Genomic DNA, 18712 nt, shown 5'->3' on the forward strand with positions numbered 1-18712 from the left:
TTTTATAACCTCATTTTTAGGGAAGTGAGACAGCCATACTGATACCTTGTCCACCTCCGATACATAGACTGGCCAAGCCAAGATGACCATTTTGTTTTTGGAGTTCATGGATAAGCGAGACTAATATCCTAGCACCGCTTGCTCCAATCGGGTGTCCGAGGGCGATTGCGCCACCATTTACATTAACTTTATCAGGCGAAACGCCTAATTCTTGTTGGACAGCTAATGCTTGTGAAGCAAAGGCTTCGTTAAATTCGAATAAGTCAAAGTCTTCGATTTTACGTTCCAATTTTTTTAAGAGCTTTTGAGTGGCAGGGATTGGACCTAGTCCCATAACAGATGGATCCAATCCGACACTAGCCCACCCTTCGATATAGGCTAGCGGAGTTAGCCCATAACGTTCCACGCTTTCTTGACTAGCAAGGACCACAATGGCCATCCCATCATTAATACCCGAACTATTCCCAGCTGTTAAAAGGCCGTCTTTTTTAAAGGAAGGACGTAGTTGAGCTAATTGGTCAAGACTGGTTTGACGAGGATGTTCATCCTGGTCAAAGACTACTTTTTCCCGTCTCTTTTGGACTTGGATAGGGACAATCTCATCGGCAAAGCGATTGGTTTCTAAGGCATTGAGGGCTTTTTCTTGGCTCTCAAAAGCCAGACGATCTAATTGTTCACGGGTAAACTGGAACCTTTCAGCAATCGTTTCGGCTGTTATTCCCATATGTATGTCTTCAAAAGCGTCTGTGAGACCATCTTTAACGATACTATCTTCAAGGGTTTGGTGGCCAAGCTTTGCGCCGAACCGGCTTGTCTTATCAAGGTAGGGGGCTTGGCTCATGAGCTCAACACCACCAGCGACGACTAAATCGTTATCTCCAACCATGATCGATTGGGCCGCTAATTGAATGCTTTTGAGACCTGAGCCACAGACTTTGTTAACGGTATAAGCCGTGCTGGCCTCAGGAAGACCTGACCTGATTGCAATTTGGCGAGCGATATTTTGCCCGTGTCCAGCCGAAAGAACATTGCCTAGAATCACCTCATCGATTGATTCTTTTGGAATTTTAGCCTGATGAAGGGTCTGGGTTAGCACCTGGGATCCTAAATCGGCAATAGTGATGTTTTGCAGGCTACCACCAAAACTTCCGATAGCGGATCGTTTGGCTGCTACAATGGCTACTTTTTTCATTCGTTAGATTAAAACCTTTCATAAAGAAACCAATTGACAGGAGAGACATCACCAATCTTTTATACCCTATCTAATAAGGTTATCGGTGAATCCCATCAACTGGTTACGGATGATCTAGTTAGTTGATTATACCATTTTTCCAGTAAATATTTAAGCGAAAGAATTGGTCAATAAAAAATCAGACTCAAGGACTAGTTGAAAGTTTTTTTGAAAAATAATAGCTTTTTGAGACATTTTCTTGTAAAATAGAAGGGTAAACATAGTTTTCACAAAAGTAAAAAGGAGAACCCTTAAACATGGTAAAATTAGTTTTTGCTCGCCACGGTGAGTCAGAATGGAACAAAGCAAATCTCTTCACTGGTTGGGCAGATGTGGATTTGTCTGAAAAAGGAACACAACAAGCGATTGATGCTGGTAAATTAATTAAAGAAGCTGGAATCGAATTTGACGTAGCGTTCACTTCAGTTTTGAAACGTGCGATCAAAACAACTAACTTGGCGCTTGAAGCAGCTGATCAACTTTGGGTACCAACTGAAAAATCTTGGCGTTTGAACGAACGTCATTACGGTGGCTTAACTGGTAAAAACAAGGCTGAAGCAGCTGAGCAATTCGGTGATGAGCAGGTACACATCTGGCGTCGTTCATACGATGTCTTGCCTCCAGAAATGGCAAAAGACGATGAGCATTCAGCTCACACTGACCGTCGTTATGCTTTGCTTGATGACTCAGTTGTTCCAGATGCAGAAAACCTGAAAGTAACGCTTGAGCGTGCCCTTCCATATTGGGAAGATAAGATTGCTCCAGCCCTTAAAGAGGGTAAAAATGTCTTTATTGGTGCTCATGGTAACTCTATCCGTGCTCTTGTTAAACACATCAAAGGCTTGTCTGATGATGAAATCATGGATGTTGAAATTCCAAACTTCCCACCACTTGTTTTTGAATTTGATGAAAACTTGAAAGTAACTGCAGAATACTACCTCGGTGGTGAATAATAGTGCACGATAAAAAACTCGGAATTCTCCGAGTTTGAGAGCGTAGACAAACACCGTTTTCTGTATTATTGATTTTCAAAAGTTTGGCTAATGATTTAAAATAATGTTTTTTAGTGAGAGAGGCAAGCAAAAACGGAAACTTTCTGAAGTGATAAAAGAGCCTGAAACGTAATAGTTTCAGGCTCTCGGAAGTTTTGAGACCTTAGGCTCAAAACTTAGGTTTGGAATTCCGAAGGGAGTCGCTACCGTCCGTTATCACCTAAGGAAAGTTTCAAAAAAAACTTTGTCTTCCATCTGAAACTCGGAATTCTCCGAGTTTTTTTGTGCTTTTTGAACTGGTTTTCAGTACCTTCCCCACGAAAGTGATTCACATGTTTACTGGTCCATTAGGGCTGTTAACAATCTTTATTGACCCAGGCTGAGATTGATCCACCATTAACAGGGAACATTCCCCAACCTTCGTCATCAATCACCACTTCGAAGTCATGGTTCCCGGTGTAGTCGACAAATACTTTCCCTGCGTTTAAGGTACCGACATGCATGCGTTTTTCATTGATGTCACCATTACTGATAATAACGGCAACACCATCTGGGTGTTCGTCGTTACCTAAGCGAGTCCAGCCAATACAATTGGCGTCATCCAAATAGTCTATCTGCTCTCCATAGGCATGGTTCTGACGGATATAAAGGAATTTATCAATGATGTTTTGGAAACTTGGCTGACCAAATTCCCCCTCAATGCCATAATAGTCACCGTAGAAGACACAAGGAAGCCCTTGTTCCCGTAAAAGAATAACACCATAAGCAATCGGTTTAAACCAATCTTCAATAGCTGATTCTAAGGCTTGACCACGTTGCGTATCGTGGTTTTCCACAAAGGTAACTGCAGACGTTGGAATATGCTCGATTAATGTTCCCTGGAATAAGTTTCTTAAATCATAATAGCCACCAGCTAATCCAGCTTGGTAGAAATTCATGTGCAGAGCAACATCGACCAAATCAAAGGTAAATTCGGTTTCATTAAGGTAGCTATCTTTGGCGTCAAAGTCACTGTTCCAATACTCCCCAAAAACATAGAAAGACTCTCCATAGTGCTCCTTAGCATGTTGCATCAAATCCTTCATGACGTTTTGATCGATATGTTTAATGGCATCCAGTCGGAATCCTGCTACACCCGTGGTTTTAACAAACCAATCCATCCAATCGTGCGTGTGGGCTAAAACATCTGGATGCCCATAGTCGATATCTGTGAACATGAGGTAGTCATAATTGCCATTTTCACTATCAACAGTCTCATTATCTGCCCAACCCTTATTATCCCCTAGAATCATATAAACACCAGATTCCTGGTTCTTAGCATCAAAATCAGTCCCCGAAAAATGGTACCAATGCCACTTGAAATCACTATAGGTGTTGCCTCGTCCTGGGAATTTAAAGTGCGTCCAAGCTTCAATTTCAAACGGCTCTGAAATGGGTGTTTGACGGTCATTCGGATCCATGCGTAAGACTTTAAACGTCTCTAGACCATCTCCATTAGCCTTGTGATTGAGGACGACATCAGCAATCGGAAAAATACCAACGTTTTTAAGGGCTTTTATCGCGTCTAGATACTCATCTTTTGTCCCGTATTTGGTAGCAATAGTTCCTTTTTGGTCAAATTCTCCTAAGTCAAAAAGGTCATAAACACCATAACCCACGTCATCTTTACCTGTTCCCTTAAAGGCAGGTGGCATCCAAACTTTGGTAATACCAATATCGGCTAAGTGCTGGCTATCTTCCTTCAAATGCTTCCAATGGTTTTGGTCGCTTGGCAGATACCATTCAAAGTATTGCATAATGGTTTGATTTCTCATAGGAATACCTCATTCAATTAATAGTATCTATTATAGCAATATTTTAAATATTTTGGCTAAATAAACCTCTTTTGAAATAGCAAAATCCTTTATAATCCCCTGTTTAAAATAGAAAAACTGAAAAGTTTTCGTGGAGTCTTTCTTAGAAATGTTTGAGTCAAAGGTATAGCCTATCAGAACGAGCTATCCAATCATCTAATGCTTACTTTTTAGTCTGCCTTTTTTCTTAAAATTATGATAAAATAGGGAAAAGATTTTAAGAGAAATGAGAGCACCCATTGTCTTCAAAAAGAAGCGCTAAATTTTGGAAGAAAACACGAAAACATGGCTATCAAGAGGTGACAACAGGTCGCTTATACCTCATATTTGCAGCCGTTGTTGTCCTTTTCTTGGGGTTGATTGCTAGATTAGCCTATATGCAACTGGTTGATCAACCATTTTACCAGACAAAATTAGCCAAAGCTAGTCAAAAAACAATTACCAGCCCAGGAGTTCGCGGTCAAATATATGATGCAAAAGGTGAGCCTCTTGTCACTAACAAGGCTTTTCAGGCGCTCTTCTTTACGAGACCGAACAAAGGATCGAGCGACGACATGAGGGCTCTTGCTCTAGATTTAGCAGCAATGGTTGATATGACAGACATGATGATTAGCGATCGGGATAAAAGGGATTTCGTGCTTGCTGATTCAGACGTCTATCGCCAAGTTGTTTCTGACTTGCCTAGAGAGGAACGGTTTGATGGTACAGGAAATTATTTGCCTGAAGCCACGATTTATGCCAATGCCATAGCTAGTTTAGACCAAGATGATTTGAATTTTTCAGCAATTGAAGAAAAAGCTGTTGCCCTCTATTCTCAAATGGCCTCATTGGGTTATTTTGAAACCGTTCAGCTCTTGACAGACCCGTTGACAGAAAACCAGGTCGCCAAACTAGCTGAAAATCAAAAATGGAAAGACGAGGGCTTGTCTGTCCAAACGGCGTGGAAGCGAGAAGTCTTACCAACCTCTCTAGCAACCATCATAGGCCGTGTCTCCTCCCAAAAGTCCGGGTTACCCGAAGAAGATGCTCAGGACTATTTGGCCAAAGGGTATGCCTTAAATGACCGTGTGGGAACCTCTTACCTTGAAAAACAATATGAACCTTACCTTCAAGGCCAACGAGAAGTCAAAGACCTTCATCTTGATAAAGATGGTAATGTGGAATCTGTTCAGGTGATTTCAGAGAGTCAAAAAGGTCAAAACTTAAAATTAACCGTTGACCTTGCCTTTCAAAATGGTGTTAATGATATCCTGCAACGCTATTTTAAAGAAGAACTTGAAAAAGGAACAACGACCTATTCGGAAGGGTTATATGCAGTTGCCTTGAATCCAGAGACTGGTGCTGTTCTTGCTATGTCGGGATATAACCACGAAGCTGAGAGTAAAGAGTTAGAAGAAAATGCGCTCGGGACGGTTACCAACGTTTTTGTTCCCGGGTCAATCGTCAAAGGAGCAACTCTCACTGCAGGTTGGGAGACGGGCGCAATAGCAGGAAATCAGGTCTTAACGGACCAACCGATTGTTTTTGCCGAGTCAGCTCCGATTATGTCTTGGTTTACTTCCCTGGGTACTCAAGAGGTTAGTGCTGTCCAAGCTTTGCAATACTCTTCAAACACCTACATGGTGCAAGTGGCTCTCAAAATGATAGGACAAGACTATCAGCCTAATATGACAGTGGCTACAGGGCAACTCGCTCAGGGCATGTCACAGCTTAGAGATGGTTTTGCTCAGTATGGTCTTGGGGCTGAGACGGGAATCGATTTGCCGATTGAATCGGCTGGCTTTATCCCTCAGGACTATGATCTTGGCCACTACTTAACCAACAGTTTTGGGCAGTTTGATAACTATACCCCAATGCAAATGGCTCAGTATGTGGCAACGATAGCTAACGGTGGCCAGCGCATTGCCCCCCATCTGGTCGAAGGAATCTATGCAAATGATTCGCAAAAAGAGATAGGCGAGTTGGTTCAAGCTATACAGCCTCAAGTCCTCAACACGGTTGGCATCTCACCAGAGAATATGGCCTTGATACAGGACGGCTTCTTCCAAGTGGTGAATAACCCATCGAGCTATTCAACCGGTAAGTCGATCGGACAGGGGGCTACTGTTACTATTTCTGCCAAGACAGGAACAGCTGAAACCTTTGTCACTGATAAGGACGGAAAACAGCAAGAGGCCATCAATACCAATGTTGTGGGCTATGCGCCTAGCGATAAGCCTCAGATTGCTGTGGCTGTTGTTCTGCCACATGTCACGGATTTGAACTCAAAAACGAGCCATTATATCATGCGTGATATTATTAACCTGTATCACCAACTATACCCTATGAATTAAAGGAATTTTATGCTATATCCAACTCCAATTGCAAAATTGATTGATTCGTATTCCAAGTTGCCAGGTATTGGCATCAAAACAGCGACGCGTTTAGCCTTTTACACGATTGGGATGTCAGATGAAGATGTCAATGATTTTGCTAAGAACCTCTTATCAGCTAAGCGAGAATTAACCTACTGTAGTCAGTGTGGTAATCTGACCGATGAGGATCCTTGTGCTATCTGTGCAGACGAGTCTCGAGATCGCACAACGATTTTAATTGTGGAAGATAGTCGGGATGTGTCAGCCATGGAAAATATCCAAGAATATCACGGTCTCTACCATGTCTTGCAAGGGCTGATTTCACCCATGAATGGGATTGGACCTGATGACATCAACCTCAAAAGCTTGATCAGTCGGTTAATGGAGAGTGATGTGACTGAGGTCATTATCGCGACTAATGCCACAGCTGACGGAGAAGCAACAGCCATGTACATCTCTCGTGTGCTAAAACCTGCTGGCATCAAGGTCACACGACTGGCGCGTGGGCTAGCGGTTGGGGCTGATATTGAATATGCAGATGAATTAACGCTCTTAAGAGCTATTCAGAATCGAACAGAATTATAAAAAAGGAAACGACTATGTCTAAGGAAACATTAATTTTACTTTATGGTGGTCGCTCTGCTGAGCGAGAAGTATCGGTTTTATCGGCAGAAAGTGTAGCGCGCGCGGTAGATTATGCCCAATTTACAGTGAAGACCTACTTCATTACCCAATCGGGCGAATTTATTAAAACTCAAGTTTTTGAAACGACGCCAGCAGAAGAAGAACACTTGATGACCAATACGACCATTGATTGGGAGAAGAAGATACCTGCGTCTGCTATCTATGAAGAAGGAGCAGTTGTCTTCCCTTTGCTTCATGGTCCTATGGGTGAAGACGGTTCTATGCAAGGCTTTTTAGAGGTTTTAAAACTTCCGTATGTTGGGACAACTGTCTTGGCGTCCAGTCTGGCCATGGACAAGATTGCGACCAAACAGGTCCTTGGCACATTAGGCATTCCGCAAGTAGCTTACGTTGCCCTGTCCGCTAGCCATGATCGTGAAACTAAAATCGCTGAAATAAATGATCGTCTGACTTATCCCGTTTTTGTGAAACCGTCAAACATGGGATCAAGTGTCGGTATTTCTAAGGTTGAGACTGCAGATGCATTAGACGCTGCGCTTGATTTGGCTTTTCGCTATGATAGTCGCGTCTTGGTCGAACAAGGTGTCACTGCCCGTGAAATCGAGGTTGGTCTCTTAGGCAATCATGACATAGGAACGACAGAACCCGGTGAGGTTGTGAAGGACGTTGCCTTTTACGATTATGATGCTAAGTATATCGACAATAAGATTACCATGGCCATCCCAGCTCAAGTTGACCAAGAAGTGGCTCAAAAAATGAGAACCTATGCTGCTCAAGCCTTTGCTGCTATCGGGGGGACGGGTCTATCACGCTGCGATTTCTTCTATACTGAAGATGGGCAAATCTTCTTAAATGAGCTAAATACTATGCCAGGTTTCACTCAGTGGTCCATGTACCCTCTCTTGTGGGATAATATGGGCATAGCCTATCCTGCTCTCATTTCGGAGTTAGTTCGCCTAGCTAAGGAAGTTTTTGCAGAACGTGAGAGTCATTTGTAGGCTAAAAGACTTCAAGGGTCAGATTGATTACTCGAAATAGAGAAAGGATCAATCGCAAACCTTTAAATCCACAGATGCTTGTAAAATAACTCTCTTTGGCTCCATTTTCCTCTCTGACTATGCTAATTGATTATTGTTTACCTATTTCCCTAAGACCATAAGGAGGTTGTTATGATTAAGAAAAGTCACTATGCTAGTATCGGCTTGTTTCTCCTATCCATTTTACTGAATGCCTTAAGCTCGCAAGGAAAGCTATTGCCTTACACGCAGGCACAAATTTCTGATCGCTATAACAATGTCCTGGCCCCAGATTACTTTACCTTTTCAATCTGGGGAGTGATTTATCTCTTATTTGCTGTCAGTTTAGCCTATCCTTTTATTAAGAGAAAACACCCCTTAAAAGATATTCAACAGGCGATTGCACCCTACAATGTAATGTGGATTTTGGCCAATATAGCTTGGATCATTTGTTGGAGCAACAATTGGCTGTTTTTATCCCTTTTGGTCATTAGTTTTTATCTGGTTGTTTTGGTCTTGATCAATACCAAAATCAATGCCTTTACCAATTCTCCAGCTCTGTGGCTAATGAGGCTAACTCATGGCTTGCATGCAGGATGGTTAATTGCAGCTTGGTTTGCCAATGCAATGGCCTTTCTGGTTAAACTGGGTGTTCCAGGACAGGGCTTTATCGGCGTGACTCTTGCCATTGTGATGGCGATAGCTATAGTCGGCCTTGCTTACCTTGTGCAAGGACAGACGCAAAATCCACTGACATTGTTAGCTTTGATTTGGGCTTTTGCAGGGATTGCCAGTAAGAATGCACCATCTAGTTTATATACTGGGGCTAGTTCAGTCATTCTTGTGCTATCCTGGCTATGTATTGGCCTTTTGATCTTCTTCTTTCTTAAGGCCTTTGCCAGTCGCACACGAAGAACCTATTAATCCAAGGAGTAGGGCATGGAATATATACTTGTCATTGGTGCTGTTCTCGCTGTAGGCCTGTTATCGGTTCCCTTTCTAAAACAATCAAGCCGAAAACGTTTAGAGGCACGGTTGAGCTTCTTAACAACACGACTCTCTTCTAATACAAGGCAATTAAGCATGACGACTGCAGCAAAATTTCCGACAGATTACCAGCGCTTGCAACAACAAGTTGCTGCGGATATGGCAGAGTTGTCGAAACTGCTAAAAAGCAATGACCAGCGCTTGCCTCTTGATTTAAGTCAGTCAGCCTGGGACTTAGTGGAAGAATCTCAAGCGCTGTTACCCACCCAAGGCGTCGTTGAGCGCCCACAATTATCAACCAGCACTGGCCAGGCTCAAGGTCTGACAGCTGTCCAGTTAAAAAAGCAGGTTCCTGAAATTTGGCCAATTTTATCAAATATTCAACAAGATGATGCCCAGATACGGCAAAAAATGCTTGAAAAGAACTTGCCCAATCAGCAGGAACTTTTAGCGGTTCATGAGGCTAATATGGCCAGGTATCAAGACATCTTAGAAGGGTATTTGAAAATCAAAGCAGACCCTAAAGCCTACTATCAGGCTGAGGAGCGCTTGGTCAAAAGTCAGCAAGCTTTACAGCGTTTTGATGAAGAACTAGATGAAACTCTGCGCCAAATTAATGAAGGGGACATGATGAATTTTGAGATTAGCCTAAGAATGATGAACCAACAGTAGGCAGATCAACCTCAAAATCATTTCTTTAAGTGTAAGAAAGGGAGTGGGACAAAAATCAGTAACCGAATAGGTTCGATTTTGTCGTCCTACCCCCCGCACAGTTGAGTAGGGCTGTAAAAGCTGATAAAATCAGCGCATTATAGGCCACTCAGCAGTGGCTCATTGGTGCTAAAGCACCTAATGACCTATGCAGGGGTAACACTAAAACTGGAATAACCAGTGAGTGTTACTCCCAACCACTGCGTCATGTTTAACTAATAATAAATTATTAGGAGGCTAGGACTTTTGTCCCAGCCTGAGGACGTAGACAAACCCTAGTTTTCTGTCAACAGGACATTACGAAGTTCTTTCAAGGATTTAAAGAGTTGATTTTTTGCGAGCTAAGCGAGCAATTAGCAATTATCGAAACTTTCCGCTGTGATAAAAGTGCCTGAAGCTATTGCGTTTCAGGCACTCGGAAGTTTTGGGGTGAAAGAGTCCAGTGGACTATTTCAGGTCTGAGCTTGGAAATGAAAAAGCGAAGAAGGCTCAAAACTTAGGTTTGCTTTAACAGTCTGGGAGACTGTTAAAGGTTGGAAATAGACCAAGCGATAGCTTGAGTCAGACGTCCGAAGGGAGTCGCTACCGTCTGTTAAAACGATCCAGTGGATCGTTTTAAGTTGGAGCCCGAAAACTAGAAAGCGAGAAACCTAAGGAAAGTTTCAAAAGAGACTTTGTCTTCAATCTGAGGCTAGGACTTTTGTCCCAGCCTCTTTTTGAAGTCAATTGAATGAATAACTAAAAGAAGGCTAGGACTTTTTTATCCTAACCTTCTCTATTTCTAGATCGTTTCAATTGAGTTTTAAAGGGCATCACGGACCGCTTGTTGAGCTAACTTAAGGGTTATTGGTCGTTCACATAGGCGCCTAAGCCAAATAAGGAGCTAATAAAGAGTAGACCGATAATGACTATTCCTGGCTGAACAAAAATCAAGGGGATGATGCTTAACAAGAGAAAAGCAATAAATCCTGAGATGGCAAACCATCGTTTATCTTGAAGCAACTGTTTGTGCATGCAGAACTCCTTTCAGAAGGCATGAGTGCGAAAACGTCCTTGAATGCTAAAACGAAAGAGAAATGATTTAGATTGCAACTTCCTGATAAGGTCTTTCAGCAAGACATCAACCAATCTCATTTGTTTTTTGCATTGGTTTCAAGGATAGGAAATAATCTCTTACAGGCCTATTATAACGTTTTGTGGTAGCGCTTTCAAGTGTTTATGTGCGATTTAGCAAAGTCTTTATTTTGTGAATATTAGGGCTTTTCTGCTATTATTAGAGGGAAGAAAGTGAGGATGATCATGGTCACGATTGAAGAACTTGTATCAGGCCAACTGGATGGTCAAACGTCAGCTTCTATGAGTTTTAATGATGACACTTTGGACGTCGTTCGCCAAGCTCCTGAAGGTTTAACGGCTTATGACATTTTATTAGCAACTCTTGACGAAGATTAACGGAATGTTAAAGGATAGTAACAAGGGGCAGAAATCAGCTATTTAGCTAAAAATTTGGTATAATGGGTAGATAGAATGACTATGGACTGAGGAAATCTTTTATGAAAAAAATCTTAGTAGTTGATGATGAGAAACCAATCTCAGATATTATTAAATTTAACATGACACGTGAAGGCTATGAGGTGGTCACAGCCTTTGATGGTCGTGAGGCTCTGGAGCAGTTTAATCTGGAACAACCTGATATTTTAATTTTGGATTTGATGCTTCCGGAGTTAGATGGGCTTGAAGTCGCCAAAACCATTCGTAAAACAAGCAATGTTCCTATCATTGTCTTATCAGCAAAAGACAGTGAATTTGACAAGGTAATCGGTCTTGAAATCGGGGCAGACGATTATGTAACCAAACCATTTTCAAATAGAGAACTGCAAGCGCGGGTTAAGGCACTCTTACGTCGTAGCGAATTGTCAGAACAAGCACCAGAAGCTGATGGCAAACAGATTACAGAAATTATTGTTGGCGATTTACAAATCTTACCAGATGCCTTTTTAGTGCGGAAAAATGGAAAAGATTTGGAATTAACACACCGTGAATTTGAACTGGTCCATCACTTGGCAACTCATATGGGACAGGTAATGACTCGTGAACACCTTTTAGAAACAGTCTGGGGATATGATTATTTTGGAGATGTGCGAACGGTTGATGTGACTGTGCGTCGTTTAAGAGAAAAAATCGAGGATGTACCAAGTCGTCCTGAGTATATCTTGACACGCCGAGGCGTTGGGTATTACATTAAAACCAATGATTGAACAATTAAAACTTTTTATCTTTTCTCAGGGCTTCATCTTTACCGTCATCGTGATCGGCTTTGTGGCCATTATCAGCTTTCTCCTTGTCGAAAACTATAAGGATAACAAGCAAATTAAGCTCTTAAATCAAAAGGTGCAGGAGCTTATTCATGGAGACTATTCCGAGGTGCTCGATGTTTTAGGGAGCCCAGAAATTACAGATATGACCAATAACCTCAACGATTTGTCTGAGGTTATTCGTCTGACTCAGGATTCCCTTGAGCAAGAAAAAAACCGTCTCTCCTCCATTTTGACCTACATGAGTGACGGGGTTGTCGCGACAGATCGGATGGGTAGAATTATTCTGATCAATGAGTCTGCTAAAAGGCAGTTGGGGCTATTAGACCAGACAGCTACGGGGGATGTTCTCCTTATGGATGTTTTGGAATTTCCTGAGGAATATAGTTTCAATGATTTGATTAAAAAAACACCAGAACTGTTTATCGATCACATGAGTCAAAACGGGGAATTTATAACTCTGCGGGCAAGTTTAGCGCCGATTCGGAGGGAATCTGGTTTTACGGCTGGACTTGTTGTTGTCCTTCATGACATGACCGAGCAAATTAAGGAAGAACGTGAACGGCGATTGTTTGTCTCCAATGTCAGCCATGAGTTAAGAACACCATTGACCTCAGTCAAATCGTATCTGGAAGCCTTAAACGATGGGGCCTTAAACGATGCTGTTGCACCGAGCTTTGTCAAGGTCTCTCTGGATGAAACCAACCGCATGATGCGGATGGTGACAGACCTTCTGAACCTGTCACGATTTGACAATAAAAATATTCAACTGGAATTGGAATTGGTTAATTTCACAGCTTTTATGACCTTTATACTGAATCGTTTTGACCAAATTAAGAACCAAGAAGATAAGAAAAATTATACGATTATTAGAGAGTACCCACTAAAACCCATTTGGATCGAGATTGATACTGATAAGATTTCACAGGTTATCGATAATATTGTCAATAACGCTATTAAGTATTCTCCTGATGGGGGTAACATTACCATCGCTATGAAGACTACAGAGCGTCAATTGATTATCTCTGTGGCCGATGAGGGTCTTGGGATTCCAAAAACGGATCTGCCTAAGATTTTTGACCGCTTTTACAGGGTAGATAAGGCACGGAGTCGGGCGCAAGGGGGTACAGGACTGGGCTTAGCGATATCTAAAGAAATCATCAAGGCTCATCAAGGCTTTATTTGGGCTAAGAGTGATTATGGGAAGGGCTCAACTTTCACCATGGTCTTGCCTTACGACAAATCAATCTCAGGTGATTGGGAGGATACGGAAGTTTTAGACAAAGTAGAAATGATGGAAACGTTGAATGAAAGGGTTTAAGTATAGTATTTTAGCGTCTGGGTCGACAGGAAATGCATTTTACCTAGAGTCAGACCAAAAAAAAATATTAGTAGATGCTGGACTAACAGGAAAAAAAGTAGAGCAATTGCTAAATGATATTGACCGAACAGCAGCTGATTTGGATGCTATTTTTATCACACATGAGCACAGCGACCATATCAAAGGGGTTGGTATCTTGGCCCGTAAGCATGGCCTTGACCTCTATGCCAATGAGGAAACCTGGAAGGCCATAGATGAACGGCAATTAATCGGAGCAGTGCCCAATGAGCAGAAGCACATCTTTAAGCGGGATGAGTTGAAGACCTTTGGGGACTTAGATATTGCTTCTTTTGGTGTGAGTCATGACGCAGTTGCGCCACAATTCTATCGCTTTATGAAAGATGGCAAAAGCTTTGTCATGTTAACTGATACGGGTTATGTCAGTGACCGGATGGTTGGTATGATTGAAAATGCTGACGGTTACTTGATAGAGGCCAATCATGATATTGAGATTTTGAGGGCAGGAAGCTACCCATGGCGAACCAAGCAACGGATTTTATCCGATATCGGCCACCTCTGTAATGAGGATGGGGCGCAGGCTATGATTCGAAGTTTGGGGAACCAAACCAAGAAAATCTACCTCGGTCACCTGTCCAAGGAAAACAACATCAAGGAGCTGGCTCATATGACGGTGTTTAATCAGTTGGCCCAGGCCGACATGCGAGTCGGGACTGATTTTCAACTTTTTGACACCTCACCTGATGAAGCGACATCACTAACAGACATTTAAACCAGGAGGGGGAGCAGATAGGTAAGAATTGTACCTGTCTGATCTCCTTCTTTGTGGTATAATGGATGAGTACTGTATTAATAACGACTTAAAGGAAGAAACATGAAAACACTGAACAGCAAACTCACGGCAGATTATGGAATCTGTTTTGATGATTTATCTCTTTTAGAAACTGCTTTTACTCATACATCTTATGCTAACGAGCACCGCCTCTTAAAAATTTCACATAATGAACGCTTGGAATTTTTAGGAGACGCTGTTCTACAGTTAATTATTTCCCAATACCTCTACCAAAAATACCCCGATAGGCCTGAAGGCGATATGTCAAAACTTCGCTCGACATTCGTTCGTGAAGAGAGTCTAGCGGGCTTTTCGCGTGCTTGTGGATTTGCCCCATTTCTAAAGTTAGGAAAGGGGGAAGAGAAATCTGGAGGGCGTGATCGGGATACCATTTTAGGAGATGCTTTTGAAGCCTTCTTGGGGGCACTATTACTGGATAAAGGCATTGAGACTGTCGAAGCCTTCCTTTACAAAGTTATGATTCCACAGTTGGAACAAGGAACGTTTGCAAAAGTTGAAGACTACAAGACTCGACTGCAGGAGATGCTGCAAGTCAACGGAGAAATAGATATCGAGTATGTGGTGGTTGACGAAACAGGACCGGCGCATGATAAGGTCTTTCAAGTTGAAGTTCGGGTCAATGGCAGAGTCATCGGTCAGGGCCAAGGTCGCTCTAAAAAAATCGCGGAACAACAGGCTGCGCAGCATGCGGTTGAGCAGGGGAAATAGACATGTTTTTAAAAGAAATTCATATGCAGGGCTTTAAATCCTTTGCGGATAAGACCAAGGTCGTTTTTGATCAGGGGGTGACAGCAGTTGTAGGACCAAACGGTTCTGGCAAATCCAATATCACTGAAAGTCTGCGTTGGGCGTTGGGAGAATCCTCTGCCAAAAGCCTCCGTGGAGGCAAAATGCCTGATGTTATTTTTGCAGGGACGGAAAATCGTAAACCCTTAAACTTTGCCTCGGTCACCGTTGTCCTTGACAATAAGGACCAATTCATTAAAGATCGTGGTTCTGAGATTAAGGTGGAACGTCAAATCTACCGCAATGGAGATAGTGAATATCTGATTGATGGGAAAAAAGTCAGGCTTCGAGATGTTCATGATCTTTTCATGGATACTGGTCTAGGACGCGATTCCTTTTCGATCATTTCTCAGGGGCGTGTTGAAGCTATCTTTAACTCCAAGCCCGAAGAGAGGCGGGCTATCTTTGAAGAAGCAGCTGGTGTTCTCAAGTATAAGACTCGAAAAAAAGAAACGGAAAGCAAGCTCAATCAAACGCAGGACAACTTAGATCGTTTAGAAGATATTATTTATGAGTTGGATGGGCAAATTGGCCCCCTAACCAAACAAGCCGAAACTGCCAAACAATTTCTCACCCTAGATGATGAACGCCAAAAACTGTACCTCGATGTTTTAGTGGCACAAATTAAAGGCAACAAAACACAATTAACACAGCAAGAAGCTTCCCTCGCTCAAGTCCAAGCAGAGTTGAAAACCTATTATGGCCAGCAAGATCAGATGGAGCAGGAGAACCAGGATTTAAAGCGTAAACGTCAGGACTTACAAAGAAAAGGAGAGGCTCTCCAATCAAACCTTGTGCGTTTAACAGGTTTAATCGCTGATTTGGAAGGGAAAATTGCCCTTCATGAATTGGAAGCCAACCAGAATGCTAGCACTAAAGCTGAAGCTCAGGAGCGCTTAGAACGGTTGAAAGAGCAAGAAGCTGCAACGAAAGCTGAATTAGCTGCAAAACAGCAAATCCTTGAGACGACTAAAGCTCAGCTAGCTGAGGTCGAAGAAAATATTGAGCACCTATCGGTAGAAATTCAAAACTTTTCAGAGGATCCCGATACTGTCATCGAAACCTTGCGTGAAAAATTTGTCTTACTCATGCAAGAAGAGGCGGAAACTTCAAACCAGCTAACTGCTCTCGATAATCAGGCTGAGCATTTACGCCAAGCTTCTGCATCTCAAGCCGCTGAGCTAGCGAAATGGCAAGATGACCTCAAAAGAGCCTTAGAAGAACAGAAGAACAGTCGAGCAGCTCTTGATAAAGCCAAAACTAGTGTTCAACAGCTTTTAGCAGAGTATCAAACTGCTAGTCAAAAGCAAGTAATCTTGAATCAGACCTATCAGGAAGCGCAGGAGGCGATGTTTTCTGTCTTGGACCAGCTGAAAACAAAGCAGGCCCGTGAACAGAGTCTTCAACACATTCTTAAAAATCACAGTAACTTTTATGCAGGGGTCCGCAGTGTTTTAAAAGAGGCATCACGCCTAGGCGATGTTGTCGGTGCAGTCAGCGACCACTTGAGTTTTGAAACCAAGTATCAAACAGCCCTAGAGATCGCGCTTGGCGGCGCCAGTCAAAACATTATTGTTGCTAATGAGGAAGCTGCTACACGTGCCATTGCTTTTCTTAAGAAAAATCGCCAGGGTCGAGCAACCTTTTTGCCTCTTACAACAATTAAACCTCGTTATCTATCTGACCATAACCAAGCGAGGATTAGCCAACAGTCGGGTTTTTTGGGCATGGCTGCTGACCTGGTTCGTTTTGACCGAGAGCATGCCAACATTTTCCAGAATTTATTAGGGCTAACAGCTATCTTTGAAACATTAGAGCAGGCCAATCATGCTGCACGGCAAACTCGTTTTCAGGTCCGAATAGTGACCTTGGATGGTTCTGAGATTCGTCCAGGTGGTGCTTATGCCGGTGGTGCAAACCGTCAAAATAATAGCAGTTTTATTAAACCAGAGTTGGAGCAACTGACAGCTGAAATAACAACCTTGCAGGCCAGCTTAAAAGAATTGGAGCGTCAGGTTGCAGAGCACAAATCCTCCTTGCAAGCGCAAGAAGAAATCCTGTCTCAACTAAAACAGCGAGGGGAAACTGCCCGCCTAGCCGAACAAAAAAGTGCCTTGGAGCAAGAAAATAAGGACAAGCAGGTTTCAGATTTAGAAAATCTGATCGCCCTCCATGTCCAAGAAAATGGAGTATCTGACTTAAAGGAACTGGATGCTAATCGAGGTAGCCTTAAGGAGAGGTTAGTGAGTCTTTCTGAACAAAAAGAGACTATCAGTAAGCAAATTGAGCAAGTCAAGGGAGATAAGGATACTATTGAAGCCCGTCTCAGTGACTTAAATAATGATCTTTCCCAAGCGCGTGTGCAAGAAAGTCAGCTCAAGGGTGAAGTCAAATTCGCTAAAACTGAAGAAACTCGCCTAGTTCAGGAAATGACGCGACTTTCAGACGACATGACAAGCTTAGAAGCCATCATTGCTCGGAAAGCGACTCAATTGACACAGGAAGATAACATTAGCCTGACGACCCAGTTGGCTGAAAGTCAGGCTCGAAAAGATAGCCTTTTGCAAGAACAAATTCGCCATCGTTTTGAGCTGGAGGATGTCGATGGTCAGTCTGAGGACTTGGCTATGCGAATGACTGAGGCTAGAAGTAAGAATGAAGAACTGATCCGATCTCAAACAAAATTAGAAGCAGAAATCGAGCATTTATCAGATCGTTTACGCAGTCTTTTAGGAAAGTTAACAGAGCAGTTCCAACTCAGTTTTGAAGCTGCAGAGGCAGAAGCGGAAAGTCTGGACAATCTGGCTCAGGCAGAGCAAACGCTCAAGCAACTTGAAGGTAAAATTCGTCGTCTAGGACCAATCAATCTGGATGCCATTGCTCAGTTTGAAGAAGTCAGTGAGCGTCTCCAGTTTCTTAATAGTCAACGGGATGACCTCCTTTCTGCTAAGAACCTTCTTCTTGATACGATTCAAGAGATGGATCAAGAAGTTAAGGAAAGGTTCCAGGAAACCTTTGAGGCCATTCGTGCTTCCTTTCAACAAACCTTCCGGCAAATGTTTGGCGGAGGCTCAGCGGATCTCATTTTAACTGAATCGGATTTGCTGTCAGCAGGTATTGAGATTTCTGTGCAACCCCCTGGGAAGAAGATTCAGTCCTTGAATCTCATGTCTGGTGGTGAGAAAGCTCTATCGGCTTTAGCTCTGCTATTTGCCATCATCCGTGTCAAAACCATACCGTTTGTCATCCTAGATGAGGTGGAAGCGGCACTAGACGAAGCAAATGTCAAGCGTTTTGGGGATTACCTCAACCGATTTGATAAGTCTAGCCAATTTATCGTGGTGACCCACAGAAAGGGAACCATGGCTGCTGCGGATGCCATGTATGGGGTGACCATGCAAGAATCTGGCGTCTCCAAAATCGTTTCTGTCAAGCTTAAGGACTTGGAGAAAGAACAGCTATCGAAAGTTCTAAAATGAAGTTAGCCACTTTCAAGTTGAGAAAAAAGTATACAAAAACACCTCAGAGAGATATCATGTAGTTCACCACAAACACACTAGAAAGGCTCCCTGAGATGCAACATCATTATACACTAAAAGGCAAGCACTTGACAATCGCTGAGCGTTATTT

General features: G+C 42.7%; 15 protein-coding genes. 12 read left to right on the forward strand and 3 right to left on the reverse strand.

Annotated elements, in window-relative coordinates:
- Positions 1-16: 16 nt before the first annotated feature.
- Positions 17-1192 carry an acetyl-CoA C-acetyltransferase gene (locus J2S23_RS03750; RefSeq protein ID WP_307121420.1) on the reverse strand — a complete coding sequence of 392 codons (1176 nt, stop codon included), beginning with the start codon at positions 1190-1192 and terminating at the stop codon, positions 17-19.
- Between the two features lie 296 nt (positions 1193-1488).
- Here J2S23_RS03750 and J2S23_RS03755 point away from each other — a divergent pair, with 296 nt between their 5' ends.
- Positions 1489-2184, forward strand: coding sequence for a phosphoglycerate mutase (locus J2S23_RS03755; protein WP_307121421.1), 696 nt, complete (start codon positions 1489-1491; stop codon positions 2182-2184).
- Positions 2185-2579: 395 nt separating this feature from the next.
- Here J2S23_RS03755 and J2S23_RS03760 read toward each other — a convergent pair whose 3' ends face one another.
- The gene (locus tag J2S23_RS03760; protein WP_307121422.1) at positions 2580-4037 is read right to left on the reverse strand and encodes an alpha-amylase; all 1458 of its coding nucleotides are present in this window, start codon (positions 4035-4037) and stop codon (positions 2580-2582) included.
- Between the two features lie 338 nt (positions 4038-4375).
- Here J2S23_RS03760 and pbp2b point away from each other — a divergent pair, with 338 nt between their 5' ends.
- The 5 genes from pbp2b to J2S23_RS03785 all read left to right on the forward strand — a co-directional run bounded on the left by pbp2b (position 4376) and on the right by J2S23_RS03785 (position 9750).
- The gene (gene pbp2b, locus J2S23_RS03765) at positions 4376-6409 is read left to right on the forward strand and encodes a penicillin-binding protein PBP2B (protein ID WP_307121436.1); all 2034 of its coding nucleotides are present in this window, start codon (positions 4376-4378) and stop codon (positions 6407-6409) included.
- 9 nt (positions 6410-6418) lie between these two features.
- Positions 6419-7015: a recombination mediator RecR gene (gene recR, locus J2S23_RS03770; protein WP_307121423.1), complete on the forward strand. Its 597-nt coding sequence runs from the start codon at positions 6419-6421 to the stop codon at positions 7013-7015.
- 14 nt (positions 7016-7029) lie between these two features.
- Entirely contained in the window at positions 7030-8073 is a 1044-nt protein-coding gene (locus tag J2S23_RS03775; RefSeq protein ID WP_307121424.1) for a D-alanine--D-alanine ligase, read from the forward strand.
- Between the two features lie 171 nt (positions 8074-8244).
- Positions 8245-9015, forward strand: a complete 771-nt coding sequence (locus tag J2S23_RS03780; protein ID WP_307121425.1) for a TspO-related membrane protein — start codon at positions 8245-8247, stop codon at positions 9013-9015.
- Between the two features lie 15 nt (positions 9016-9030).
- Positions 9031-9750 carry a hypothetical protein gene (locus J2S23_RS03785; protein ID WP_307121426.1) on the forward strand — a complete coding sequence of 240 codons (720 nt, stop codon included), beginning with the start codon at positions 9031-9033 and terminating at the stop codon, positions 9748-9750.
- A gap of 882 nt (positions 9751-10632) precedes the next feature.
- On the opposite strand, the gene J2S23_RS03790 is transcribed toward J2S23_RS03785, so the two are convergent.
- Complete coding sequence (locus tag J2S23_RS03790; RefSeq protein ID WP_307121427.1) at positions 10633-10803, reverse strand: hypothetical protein; 171 nt, start codon at positions 10801-10803, stop codon at positions 10633-10635.
- Positions 10804-11088: 285 nt separating this feature from the next.
- On the opposite strand from J2S23_RS03790, the gene J2S23_RS03795 reads away from it, so the two are divergent.
- From J2S23_RS03795 to smc, 6 genes are all read left to right on the forward strand, one after another.
- Entirely contained in the window at positions 11089-11241 is a 153-nt protein-coding gene (locus tag J2S23_RS03795) for a hypothetical protein (protein WP_307121428.1), read from the forward strand.
- Positions 11242-11342: 101 nt separating this feature from the next.
- Positions 11343-12047 carry a response regulator YycF gene (yycF, locus tag J2S23_RS03800; RefSeq protein ID WP_307121429.1) on the forward strand — a complete coding sequence of 235 codons (705 nt, stop codon included), beginning with the start codon at positions 11343-11345 and terminating at the stop codon, positions 12045-12047.
- Complete coding sequence (gene vicK / locus J2S23_RS03805; protein WP_307121430.1) at positions 12040-13425, forward strand: cell wall metabolism sensor histidine kinase VicK; 1386 nt, start codon at positions 12040-12042, stop codon at positions 13423-13425. Before yycF ends, vicK begins: the two co-directional genes overlap by 8 nt.
- The gene (gene walJ, locus J2S23_RS03810; protein ID WP_307121431.1) at positions 13412-14215 is read left to right on the forward strand and encodes an exodeoxyribonuclease WalJ; all 804 of its coding nucleotides are present in this window, start codon (positions 13412-13414) and stop codon (positions 14213-14215) included. Before vicK ends, walJ begins: the two co-directional genes overlap by 14 nt.
- A 102-nt stretch (positions 14216-14317) precedes the next feature.
- Complete coding sequence (rnc, locus tag J2S23_RS03815; protein ID WP_307121432.1) at positions 14318-15004, forward strand: ribonuclease III; 687 nt, start codon at positions 14318-14320, stop codon at positions 15002-15004.
- Positions 15005-15006: 2 nt separating this feature from the next.
- Entirely contained in the window at positions 15007-18561 is a 3555-nt protein-coding gene (smc, locus tag J2S23_RS03820) for a chromosome segregation protein SMC (RefSeq protein ID WP_307121433.1), read from the forward strand.
- Positions 18562-18712 lie beyond the last annotated feature (151 nt).

The sequence above is a fragment of the Streptococcus moroccensis genome, assembly GCF_030812835.1.
GTDB classification, from domain to species: Bacteria; Bacillota; Bacilli; order Lactobacillales; family Streptococcaceae; genus Streptococcus; species Streptococcus moroccensis.